We start from the raw sequence: 12,135 nt of genomic DNA, 5'->3' as shown, positions 1-12,135 counted from the left end.
GCACGACGAGGAACTGTGAAGCCATGAGAATCGTGCTCGCCGACGATGCCCCGCTCATCCGGGCCGGGATCAAGGAGATCCTGGCGGCCAGCGGGCACGACGTGGTGCGCGAGTGTGACGACGCGCCCTCACTGGTGTCGGCCGTCGACGCCATGGCCTCCGTGGGTGAGCTGCCCGACCTGGTGATCACAGACGTGCGGATGCCGCCCGAAGGCACCGACGACGGCCTGCGCGCCGCGATGGATCTGCGGGCGCGCCATCGCGAGTTGCCGATTCTGGTGCTGTCGGCCTACGTCACCGGGCCGTACGTCAAGGAACTGCTCAACGGGCCCGGCGCCGACGGTGTCGGCTATCTCCTCAAGGAGAAGGTCGGCCGCGTCGGCGACTTTCTGCGCGCCGTCGAGACGGTGTCTTCCGGCGGCGTCGTGGTCGACCCGGAAGTGGTGCGTCACGTCACCCGGCCGGAATCCTCGTCGGGGCCGCTCGGCAGGCTGACGGCGAGGGAGAGCGAGGTCCTCGCGCTGATGGCCGAGGGTAAGTCCAACGGGGAGATCGCCGACGCGCTCTTCCTGTCGAAGGCCGCGGTGAGCAAGCACGTCGCCAACGTCTTCCTCAAGCTGGGGTTGCCGCCCGGCGAGGACAACCGCCGGGTCAAGGCGATCCTCACGTGGCTCGACCACCACTGATCAGCACCGTCCAGCAGTCGACCGATTGAACGTTTCGTGAATATCGGTGGAGATATCGCTGTTTCGAGCGTTCGCCGACTCCTCGTCCTGTTTGCTGGGATGGACTTTTCGACATCCTGGACATCGACGAGGACACCCGTGACCGAGTTCAACCCGATCGACCGCCGCCGTTTCCTCACCACAGCCGGCATGACCGGTGCGGCCGTCTCGCTGGCCGCGCTGGCGCCGACCGCCGCAGCCGCTGTCCCGGGAGCGGTGCCCGCCGGCGGCAAGCACCCATTCCCCACCGGCTCCGCCGTCCGGGTCCTGGTCACCGGCGACGCCGGCACCGGCACCCCGGCGCAGTGGGCCGTCGCCGACGCGATCCGCACCGTGCACGCGGCGGAACCGTTCGGCATGGCGCTGGGCCTCGGCGACAACATCTACGAGTCCGGGCCCCACGGCGACGGCGACGTCCAGTTCGCGACCAAGTTCGAGGACCCCAATCACGGACTGGACTTCCCATGGGTGATGGTGCTGGGCAACCACGACAACACCGCGGTGTTTCCCGGCGACGGCGGCTGGCTGCTGCGCGGCGACGACGAGGTGGCCTACCACCGGACCTCCCGTCGATGGTGGATGCCCAGCCGCTACTACTCGGTGCGCGTGCCGGAGGAGAACCCGGTCGTCGAGTTCTTCGTGCTCGACCTCAATCCCCTCGCCGCGTACCTGCCGCCGCTGTTCGTCGACTACTGGATGCCGCACGGCCAGTTCATGAACGAGCAACGCGCCTGGCTCGATCGCGCGATCGCCGAGTCCCCCGCCAGGTGGAAGATCGCCTGCACCCACCACCCGTACCTGAGCAACGGCTCGCACGGCGACGCCGGGGAGTACGACGGTATCCCGCTCGAACCGATGAACGGCATCCACGCCAAACGCTTCTACGAGGACCACGTCGTCGGGCGGTGCCAGTTCGTCCTGTCCGGACACGACCACTCGCTGCAGGTCCTCGATCCCACCGTCGAATCCAAGGGCACCCGGCAGATCGTCTCGGGCGCCACCGGAAAGAACAGCCACGGCAAGTCCACGAGTCCCGAGCGCGCGAATCTCTACCAGAACTTCGACGACGTCGGCTTCATGACCATGGACCTGTCGGCGGACTCGGTGCGGCTGCGGGCGTACACCGTGGACATTTCGACTGCGGCACCGACGCTCGCGTTCGACCGGCGGCTATAGGCTCTTTGCGGTCCGGCGGCGCAGCCGGAGCCGACTGTAGGTGACGACCGCGAGCACGCAGCTGATGAGCACCAGCATGGCGATGCTGAGCAGCCACCACGATCCGGTGTGCTGCCACAGCGTGTCCGGCTCGGTGCCGCTGGCGTTCGTGACCAGGTCCACCGTCGAGGCGGCCGCCGCGAACCCCCAGCGTGACGGAAAGAGCCACGCGACCTGTTCGAGCACGGCGCGTCCGGTAATCGTGATCAATCCTCCGGACATCACCAGCTGCGCCATGATCGTGACGACCAGCATCGGCAGCACCTGCTCGCTCGAGCGCGCCACCGACGACAACGCCAGCCCGAGCACGACGCAGCAGCAGGTGGTGGCGGCGATGTCCACGATCAGTTCGACGGAGCCCGACGGGAGCACACTGCCGTGGCCCGGGAAACCCTTGCCCACGTAGACGATCAGCACCATGATCACCGACTGCACGATGCCGGCGGCGCAGAACACGACGATCTTCGCCGTCAGGTAGGCGGACGGCAGCAGCCCGGCGGCGCGTTCGCGCTGGTAGACCATGCGCTCGCCGACCAGGTCGCGGATGGTCAGTGAACAGCCCATGAAGGCGGCGCCGAGAATCAGCACCACCAGGATCTGGGTGAGTTCGCCGGACACGTCGGCACCGGACTGCCCGAACCCGGTGTCGCCCGGCACGAGCAAAGCCAAGCCGCCGAGCACGAAAGGCAGCAGCGACAGGAAGATCAGGTAACCCCGGTCGGCGCGGATCAGCTGAACCTGGCGGCGGGCGACGGTGCTCAACTGCCTACGTCTCGAGGTGTGCGCGGGCGTGCCGAGCGGCCCGGGCGCCGCTGGTGGCACCTCCGCCACCGTGCGGGTGGCGCGGTATTCGGCGAACACCCCGTCGGGGTCGGAGGCGACGCGGGCGAAGATGTCGGCCCAGTCGGTACTGCCGAGTGTGCTCCCGACTCGGTCGGGCGGTCCCACATACGCGGTCTTGCCGCCGGGAGCGAGGAGGAGGACCTGGTCGCACATCTCGAGGTACGACAGCGAATGCGTGACGATGACGACGACGCGGCCCGAGTCGGCGAGGCGGCGCAACGTCGACATGATCTGTCGATCGAGCGCGGGGTCGAGACCCGAGGTCGGTTCGTCGAGGATGAGCAGGGACGGGCCCGTGAGCAACTCCAGCGCGACCGAGGCGCGTTTGCGTTGCCCGCCGGAGAGTCGATCGACGCGGGTGTCGGCGTGCTCGGTCAGTTGCAGTTCGTCGAGCACCCCGGCGATCACCTCGTCGCGGTCGGCCCTGGTGGTGTCCGGCGGCAGTCTCAGCTCCGCGGCGTAGCCGAGGGCCCGCCGGACGGTCAGCTGCCGATGGACGACGTCGTCCTGAGGGACCATGCCGATGCGGGAACGCAGTACCGAATAGTCGGTGTGCACGCTGCGTCCGTCGAACTCGACGACGCCCTCCGTCGGGCCTTCCGCCCCGGAGATGATCTTGGCGACGGTGGTCTTTCCCGCGCCGGAGGGCCCGATCACCGCGGTGAGAGTGCCGGGGCCCGCCGTGAAGGTGACGTCCTCGAGCAGTCGCCGCCCACCTTCGATGGTGAGTCCGACGCCGTCCACGCGTAGACCGCCGGCGGTCGGGGCGGTCGCCTGCCGTGGAACGAGACGGCCGTCCTGCACGCTGAAGTCGGTGTTGCCGATGGTGACGACGTCGCCGTCGTTCAGCCGTGCGCGCGTCACCCGGGCACCGTCGACGAACGTTCCGTTGACGCTCCCCAGGTCGTCGAGTTCGAGGCCGGACGGCACGGCGTGGACCATCGCGTGACGACGTGAGGCCAGCACATCCCGGACGACGACGTCGTTGTCGGGGGAACGTCCGATCGTGAGGGCTCCCGCGGGGGCGATCTCGTGCGGTGCCGGGGGCGGGGCGACCGATCCTCCCACCTCGATCGTCGACTCGTCCCATCGACCGCCCACGTCCTGCAGCGTCGCGTCGGGATCCTCGATCGAGATCCGCACGGTGGGCCCCTCGACCGCGTCGCCCAGGCGGACGAGGACGGCGCTCGTGACGGGGACCTCGTCGCGGCGTTCGCCGTCGACGTAGATCCCGTTCTTGCTGCCGGAGTCGACGAGCCGCCATCCCCCGTCCCACCTGAGTCGCGCATGCTCGCGCGACACCACAGGATCGACGATCGTGATCTCGAACTGGGGGTCCCGGCCGATGCGGACCGCTGTGCCCGCACCGAAGCTTCTGCGGCCGTTTTCGGTCTCGACCACGACCCGTGGGTGGTCACTTCTCGTCCGGTCGTCCATCGCCACGGCCTCCGGTCAGCATCAGGCGTAGAGTTCGACTCCTCCATGGTCGCATCCACGCCCCGGGATCCGACACCGGAAACCGTGTCACGACGAGTTTCGTCGATGCGGCGAGTCTGTCTTCTCGTACCACCACCTTCGAGAGCGGAGTGCCACGTGAGTCAGCTGCTTCGGGTCCAGAACTTCAACATCTCCAGCGACGGCGTCGCGTGCGGCGAGAACCAGACCTTCGAGAACCCGTTCGGCCTCGACCACAGTGGGATGTTCGCGTGGGCCGGGGCCACCGCCAGCTGGCCCATGCGCACCGACCCCGGCGGCAGCCGCGGCCTCGACGACTACATCACCCGCGACTACGCCCGGAACATCGGCGCCGAGATCATGGGCCGCAACAAGTTCGGACCCCAGCGCGGCCCGTGGGAAAACCTGGAATGGCAGGGCTGGTGGGGTGAGGAGCCGCCGTTCCACACGCCGGTGTTCGTCGCGACCCACCACCCGCGGCCGTCGATCACGCGCGGCGAGACCACGTTCCACTTCGTGGACGGTGCACCGGCCGAGATTCTCGAGCAGGCGCGGACGGCGGCGCAGGGGAAGGATGTCCGACTCGGCGGCGGGGTCACCACGATCCGCGAGTTCCTCGATGCCGACCTCGTCGACACCATGCACGTGGCCGTCTCCCCGATCACGTTCGGGACCGGACTGCGGTTGTGGGACACCCCGGACGAACTGCTCGACCGTTTCCAGATGGAAACGGTGCTCAGTCCGAGCGGGGTGACCCACCACCTGTTCTGGCGAAAGTAGCCTGTCGGCCTACTCGCCCTCGAGCTCACCCTCGGTCTCGAGGTACGCCTGACGCAGACCCTCGAGGATCTCGGGGGACGGCTCCTCCCACATGTTCCGCTCGACGGCCTCGAGCAGTCGCTCGGAGATGCCGTGCAGCGCCCACGGATTCGACTCGGACATGAACTTGCGGTTCTGCTCGTCCAGGACGTACGTCTCGGCGAGCTTCTCGTACATCCAGTCCGCGACGACGTTGGTGGTCGCGTCGTACCCGAACAGGTAGTCGACGGTCGCGGCCATCTCGAACGCGCCCTTGTAGCCGTGGCGGCGCATCGCCTCGAGCCAGCGCGGGTTCACCACGCGGGCCCGGAAGACGCGCGCGGTCTCCTCCGACAGCGTCCGGGTGCGGACCGCGTCCGGACGGGTGCTGTCACCGATGTACGCCTCCGGCGACTTGCCCGTCAGCGCGCGGACGGTGGCGACCATGCCGCCGTGGTACTGGAAGTAGTCGTCCGAGTCGGCGATGTCGTGCTCGCGGGTGTCGGTGTTCTTGGCCGCCACCGCGATCCGCTTGTACGCGCTGCGCATGTCGTCCGATGCGGGGACGCCGTCGAGGCCGCGGCCGTACGCGTAGCCGCCCCACGTGGTGTACACCTGCGCGAGGTCGGCGTCGTCGCGCCAGTTCTTCGAGTCGATCAGCTGCAGCAGGCCGGCGCCGTACGTGCCGGGCTTGGAGCCGAAGATGCGGGTGGTGGCGCGGCGGTCGTCGCCGTGCTCGGCCAGGTCGGCCTGCGCGTGGGCCCGGACGTAGTTGTCCTCGGGCGATTCGTCGAGGCCGGCGACCAGGCGGACGGCGTCGTCGAGCAGGGCCAGCACGTGCGGGAACGCGTCCCGGAAGAATCCGCTGATCCGGACGGTGACGTCGATGCGGGGGCGGCCCAGTTCGGCGAGGTCGATCACCTCGAGGCCGGTGACGCGGCGCGACGCCTCGTCCCACACCGGGCGAACCCCGAGCAGTGCGAACACCTCGGCGATGTCGTCACCGGACGTGCGCATCGCGGAGGTGCCCCACACCGACAGGCCCACCGACTGCGGCCATTCGCCGTGGTCGGCGCGGTAGCGGGCGGCGAGCGACTCGGCCATCGCCTGACCGGTCTCCCACGCCAGCCGCGACGGCACCGCCTTGGGGTCCACGGAGTAGAAGTTGCGGCCGGTGGGCAGCACGTTGATCAGCCCGCGCAGCGGCGACCCGGACGGGCCGGCGGCGATGAAGCCGCCGCCCAGGGCGTGCAGCACCTGGTCGATCTCGCCGGACGTCTGCCGCAGTCGCGGCACCACCTCGGTCGCGGCGAACCGCAGGATCTGCCGGACGGTGTCGTCGTCGTGCAGCCCGTCCACGACGGCCGGATCCCAGTCGGTTTCGGCCAGCGCGGCGATCAGCGCGTGGGCCTGCGCCTCGACCGCGTCGACGCGCCCGCGGTCCTCGTCACCGGCCTCGCTCAGGCCCAGGGCCTCCCGCAGACCGGGCACGGTCTGCTCGCCGCCCCACATCTGCCGGGCCCGGAGCATCGCGAGGACCAACTCCACCTCGGCGTCGCCCTCCGGGGCCTTGCCGAGCACGTGCAGGCCGTCGCGGATCTGGACGTCCTTGATCTCACACAGCCAGCCGTCGACGTTCATGAGCATGTCGTCGAACACGTCCTCGTCGGGGCGTTCCGTCAGGCCCAGGTCGTGGTCCATCTTCGCGGCACGCATCAGCGTCCAGATCTGCTGGCGGATCGCCGGCAGCTTCGCCGGGTCCAGCGCCGAAATGTTGGCGTGCTCGTCGAGCAGCTGCTCGAGCCGGGAGATGTCGCCGTAGGACTCGGCACGGGCCATCGGCGGGATCAGATGGTCGACCAGGGTGGCGTGGGCGCGGCGCTTGGCCTGTGTGCCCTCACCGGGATCGTTGACCAGGAACGGGTAGATCAGCGGCAGATCGCCGAGGGCGGCGTCGGTGCCGCACGACGCCGACATGCCCAGCGTCTTGCCGGGCAGCCATTCCAGGTTGCCGTGCTTGCCGAGGTGGACGATCGCGTCGGCTTGAAAGCCTCCAGCATCCGTCGCCGCCGCGATCCAGCGGTATGCGGCCAGGTAGTGGTGGCTCGGCGGCAGGTCCGGGTCGTGGTAGATCGCGACCGGGTTCTCGCCGAAGCCGCGGGGCGGCTGCACCATCAGCACGACGTTGCCCGCCCGGATCGCGGCGATGACGATCTCGCCGTCGGGATCGGACGAGCGGTCGACGTACAGCTCGCCGGGCGCGGCACCCCAGTGCTCCTCGACACCGTCCCGGAAGTCCTGCGGGAGCGTCGCGAACCACTCACGGTAGCGGGCCGCGGAGATGCGGATCGGGTTGCCCTCGAGCTGCTCGGCGGTGAGCCAGTCCGGGTCCTGACCGCCCGCGGCAATCAACGCGTGGATCAGCGCGTCACCGTCCTGCGCGGCCAGACCGGGCAGCGCGTCGTCGCCGTCCGCGGGCCCGAGGTCGTAGCCGTGCTCGCGCATCGCGGTGAGCAGGTCGATCGCGCTGGCCGGGGTGTCCAGGCCGACGGCGTTGCCGATGCGGGCGTGCTTGGTCGGGTACGCCGACAGCATCAGCGCGATCTTCTTGTCCGTGTTGGGGATCCGCCGCAGCCGCGCGTGCCGGACCGCGATCCCGGCGACGCGGGCGGCCCGCTCGGCGTCCGGCACGTACGCGGTGAGCCCGTCGGCGTCGATCTCCTTGAACGAGAACGGCACCGTGATGAGGCGGCCGTCGAACTCGGGGACCGCGACCTGCGTCGCCACATCCAGCGGAGACATGCCGTCGTCGTTGGCTTCCCAGTCCGCGCGACTGCTCGTCAGGCACAGACCCTGCAGGATCGGGACGTCGAGGGCGGCGAGCTGCGCCACGTCCCACGCCTCGTCGTCGCCGCCGGCCTGCGCATTCGCGGGCTTGGTGCCACCGGCCGCGAGCACGGTCACCACCAGTGCGTCGGCGCGGCGCAGCGTGTCGAGCAGGTCGGCGGGCGCGGTGCGCAGCGACGCACAGAAGATCGGCAGCGGGTTCGCGCCGGTGTCCTCGATTGCCCGGCACAGCGCCTCGACGTACGCGGTGTTCCCGGCCAGATGCTGCGCGCGGTAGTAGAGCACCGCGACGGTCGGACCGTCGGCCGGGCGGGACGCGCGCTCGAGCACACCCCAGTTCGGCAGGTGCACCGCGGGCTCGAAGCCGTGCCCGGTGAGCAGCACGGTGTCGGACAGGAAGTTGTGCAGCTGACGCAGGTTGTCGGCGCCGCCCTCCGCGAGGTAGGTGTGCGCCTCGGCCGCGATGCCGGCGGGCACCGTCGAGCACTCCATCAGCTCCGCGTCGGGGGCCTGCTCGCCGCCGAGGACGACCGTCGGCAGCCCCGATGCGAGCACCGCGTCGATGCCGTCCTCCCACGCGCGCCGGCCACCGAGGATGCGCACCACCACCAGGTCCACGCCGTCGAGCAGCGCGGGCAGGTCCTCCGAGACGAGCAGGCGGGCCGGGTTGGCCCAGCGGTAGTCGGCGCCGCTCGCGCGGGCACTGAGCAGGTCGGTATCGGAGGTCGACAGCAGCAGGATCACTGTGCAGCCTTTCTGGGGTTTCGCGCCCCACGGCAAGGTTCCGGCGAGAGAAGTTCTCGGGAACGGTTCGTGCGGCAGGAGAGGGTCTGACTTTCACAGTGGCGCGACCGCCCGGAATCTCACCGGTTTCCTCTTCTGCCGCGGTCGCCGGTGATCCTACCGGTCACTCGTTTGCGCACCCGTCCCAGCACTTCTCTAGCCTGGAGACGTGCCATCTCCACGTTCCGGCCCGGACAAGTGCCCGGGTGCCCTGCAGGTCCACCAGGCCGCCGACGGCCCGCTCGCCCGCGTCCGTCTGCCGGGCGGTGTCATCACATCGGCCCAGCTCCAGGCCCTCGCGGCCGCGGCGGGCCAGATCGGCAACGGCGAGATCGAACTGACCTCCCGCGGCAACGTCCAGTTGCGGGCGGTCACCGACCCGGACGAGTTCGCCCGACGCATCGCCGACGCGGGCCTACTGCCGTCGACCACCCATGAGCGGGTGCGCAACATCCTCGCCTCCCCGCTGTCGGGGCGGATCGGCGGCCGCGCCGACGTCCGGGGACTGGTCAGCGAACTCGACCGTCGACTGTGCGACGACCCGGCGCTGGCGGACCTGCCGGGACGCACGCTGTTCACGCTCGACGACGGCACCGGCGACATCTCGGGCCTGCGCGGCGACTTCGGTCTGCACGTCCTCGACGACGGACGGTTCGCACTGGTCCTCGCCGGCGCGGACACCGGTGCGCGGGTGCCAGGACCCGATGCCGTCGGCGTGCTGCTCGCGGCGGCGCGCACGTTCGGCGAGATCCGGGGCGAGGCGTGGCGGCTGAACGAGGTGCCGGGCGGCACCGAGCAGGTCCTCGAGCGTCTCGGCCTCGAGTACGGCGACCCGGTGCAGCTCCCCGCCGCCGTCGAACGCGGACCGATCGGCTGGCTCGACCAGCCCGACGGCCGCGTCACACTCGCCGGCGGACTCGCGTTCGGCACGCTGCCCGCCCGCCTCGCCGAGTTCCTCACCGCCGTCGAACGCCCGATCATCGTCACCCCGTGGCGCTCGCTGCTCGTGCCGGACCTCGACGAGGGGGCCGCCGAACAGGTGGTCCGGGTCCTCGCGCCGATGGGCCTGATCTTCGACGAGAACTCACCGTACCTGCAGGTCAGCGCGTGTGCCGGGCAGCCGGGCTGCGCCAAGTCCCACACCGATGTCCGGGCCGACGCGCGGGCCGCGATCGAGGGCGACGACCTGCCCGACGGCGGCCGTCAGCACTGGTCGGGGTGCGATCGCAAGTGCGGCCGACCCCGCGGCGAGATAACAGACGTCGTCGCGGGACCCGAGGGTTACCGGGTGGAAAACGCGGGTTCCTGATGCCTCTATCGTGTGGCGCATGATCGACTACATCCGTGACGGTGCGGAGATTTACCGCCAGTCCTTCGCCACCATCCGCGCCGAGGCGGACCTCACGCGGTTCCCCGCCGACGTCTCGCAGGCCGTGGTCCGGATGATCCACGCGACCGGTCAGGTCGATCTGGTCGACGACATCGCGTTCACCCCGAACGTGGTCGCCGACGCCCGGGAGGCCCTGCGCCGCGGCGCCCCGATCCTGTGCGACGCGAAGATGGTCGCCGCCGGAGTCACCCGCAAGCGACTGCCCCGTGACAACGACGTGCTGTGCATGCTCGACGACCCGCGCACACCGGTCCTCGCGAAGGCCATCGACAACACCCGCTCGGCGGCCGCGCTCGAGCTGTGGGGCGACAAACTCGACGGCGCCGTCGTCGCGATCGGCAACGCGCCCACCGCACTGTTCCACCTGCTCAATCTCATCGAGGCCGGCGCGCCGCGGCCCGCCGCCATCGTCGGCGGACCCGTCGGGTTCATCGGTGCGGTCGAATCCAAGGAAGCGCTGATCGAGCATCCCGCCGCCCTGCCGCACCTGATGCTGCGGGGCCGCCGCGGCGGCAGCGCGATCACCGCGGCCGCCTTGAACGCCATCGCAAGCGAGATCGAGTGAGCGACAGCATGAGTGCCGGAAAACTGTGGGGTGTCGGCATCGGCCCCGGCGATCCCGAACTGGTGACGGTCAAGGCGGCACGGGTGATCGGTGAGGCCGACGTCGTCGCCTTCCACAGTGCCCGGCACGGGCGCAGCATCTCCCGCGGGGTCGCCGCCCCGTACATGCGGGACGGGCAGATCGAGGAACACCTGATCTACCCGGTCACCACCGAGACGATCGACCATCCCGGCGGCTACCAGGGCGCGATGGACGAGTTCTACGAGCAGGCCGCCGCCCGCCTGGCCGCGCATCTCGAGGCGGGGCGCAGTGTCGCGCTGCTCGCGGCCGGCGATCCGCTGTTCTACAGCTCGTACATGCACATGCACAAGCGTCTGGCCGACCGGTTCGAGGCCGAGGTGATCCCCGGCGTCACCGCCGTCAACGCCGCCTCCGCGGCCCTGGCCGAACCGCTCGTCGAGGGCGAGGAAGTGCTCACCGTCCTGCCCGGCACCCTGCCGCAGGACGAACTGACCCGACGCCTCCGCGAGACCGACGCCGCCGCGATCATGAAGCTGGGGCGCACGTACCCGGCTGTGCGCCAAGCACTGAAGGACGCCGGCCGGATCGACGAGGCTCGCTACGTCGAACGCGCCAGCACCGCCCGCCAGCGCGTCGCCGCCGCCGACGAGGTCGCCGACGCGGACGTGCCGTACTTCTCGATCGTCGTCGTCCCGAGCCCGTCGAACAACCGCACCGCCCCCGCACCGGCGGCCGGCGAGGTGGTCGTCGTGGGTCTCGGACCGGGCGACCAGGAGTGGACCACACCGGAGGTCCGCCGGGAACTGGCGCAGGCCACCGACCTGGTCGGCTACACCACCTACATCGACCGGGTGCCGGTCCGGCCGGGACAGCGCCGCCACGCTAGCGACAACCGCGTCGAGGCCGAGCGTGCCGCGATGGCACTGGACATGGCCAAGCAGGGCGGCCGCGTGGTCGTCGTGTCGTCCGGTGACCCGGGGGTGTTCGCGATGGCCGCCGCGGTGCTCGAGGTGGCCGCCGAAGACCAGTGGCGCGACGTCCCGGTCCGGATCCTGCCCGGGATGACCGCCGCACACGCCGTCGCCAGCCGGGTCGGAGCCCCACTCGGCCACGACTACGCGATGATCTCGCTGTCCGACCGGCTCAAGCCGTGGGACATCGTCGCTCAGCGCGTCTCGGCCGTCGCGAGCGCCGACATGGCGTTCGCCGTCTACAACCCGGCATCGAAGTCCCGTACGTGGCAGGTCGCCGCGATGCGCGACCTCGTCCTCGAACACCGCTCCCCCGACACCCCGGTGATCATCGGCCGCGACATCGCCGGCCCGCAGGAGTCGATCAAGATCGTCCGCCTCGCCGACCTCGACCCCTCCGACGTCGACATGCGCTGCCTGCTGATCGTCGGCTCGTCCCAGACGACGGTCGTCGAGCACGACTCCGGGACACGGGTCTTCACCCCGCGGCACTACCCGGCCTGACGCCCCGCACCCCACCCA

At 70.3% G+C, this 12,135-nt stretch carries 8 protein-coding genes; 6 read left to right on the top strand and 2 right to left on the bottom strand.

All coding sequences use genetic code 11. The features are described from left to right. Window positions 1–23: 23 nt before the first annotated feature. Both IJ15_RS0103480 and IJ15_RS0103475 read left to right on the top strand, forming a co-directional pair. Window positions 24–686 carry a response regulator transcription factor gene (locus IJ15_RS0103480; protein ID WP_031936956.1) on the top strand — a complete coding sequence of 221 codons (663 nt, stop codon included), beginning with the start codon at window positions 24–26 and terminating at the stop codon, window positions 684–686. Between the two features lie 138 nt (window positions 687–824). Next, window positions 825–1,901: a metallophosphoesterase gene (locus IJ15_RS0103475; RefSeq protein ID WP_031936955.1), complete on the top strand. Its 1,077-nt coding sequence runs from the start codon at window positions 825–827 to the stop codon at window positions 1,899–1,901. Here IJ15_RS0103475 and IJ15_RS0103470 read toward each other — a convergent pair. After that, complete coding sequence (locus tag IJ15_RS0103470; RefSeq protein ID WP_031936954.1) at window positions 1,896–4,220, bottom strand: FHA domain-containing protein; 2,325 nt, start codon at window positions 4,218–4,220, stop codon at window positions 1,896–1,898. The two genes, IJ15_RS0103475 and IJ15_RS0103470, sit on opposite strands and share 6 nt — an antisense overlap. 156 nt (window positions 4,221–4,376) lie before the next feature. Between IJ15_RS0103470 and IJ15_RS0103465 the strand changes: the two genes are divergently transcribed. Next, a complete protein-coding gene (locus IJ15_RS0103465) occupies window positions 4,377–5,018 on the top strand; it encodes a dihydrofolate reductase family protein (protein ID WP_031936953.1) in 642 nt (213 codons plus the stop codon). A gap of 9 nt (window positions 5,019–5,027) precedes the next feature. Here IJ15_RS0103465 and cobN read toward each other — a convergent pair whose 3' ends face one another. Beyond that, window positions 5,028–8,627: a cobaltochelatase subunit CobN gene (gene cobN, locus IJ15_RS0103460; protein ID WP_031936952.1), complete on the bottom strand. Its 3,600-nt coding sequence runs from the start codon at window positions 8,625–8,627 to the stop codon at window positions 5,028–5,030. 208 nt (window positions 8,628–8,835) lie between these two features. Here cobN and cobG point away from each other — a divergent pair, with 208 nt between their 5' ends. From cobG to cobJ, 3 genes are read left to right on the top strand one after another with little or no spacing between them, the layout of a single operon-like run. Next, complete coding sequence (cobG, locus tag IJ15_RS0103455; RefSeq protein WP_031936951.1) at window positions 8,836–9,975, top strand: precorrin-3B synthase; 1,140 nt, start codon at window positions 8,836–8,838, stop codon at window positions 9,973–9,975. A gap of 19 nt (window positions 9,976–9,994) precedes the next feature. Further along, window positions 9,995–10,621: a precorrin-8X methylmutase gene (locus IJ15_RS0103450; protein WP_031936950.1), complete on the top strand. Its 627-nt coding sequence runs from the start codon at window positions 9,995–9,997 to the stop codon at window positions 10,619–10,621. A gap of 8 nt (window positions 10,622–10,629) precedes the next feature. Continuing rightward, window positions 10,630–12,117: a precorrin-3B C(17)-methyltransferase gene (cobJ, locus tag IJ15_RS0103445; RefSeq protein ID WP_031936949.1), complete on the top strand. Its 1,488-nt coding sequence runs from the start codon at window positions 10,630–10,632 to the stop codon at window positions 12,115–12,117. Window positions 12,118–12,135: the final 18 nt, after the last annotated feature.

It is taken from the genome of Prescottella defluvii (genome assembly GCF_000738775.1).
Taxonomy (GTDB): domain Bacteria; phylum Actinomycetota; class Actinomycetes; order Mycobacteriales; family Mycobacteriaceae; genus Prescottella; species Prescottella defluvii.
Note: the sequence above shows the minus strand (reverse complement) of the source record. Positions and strands in the feature narration are given on the sequence as shown.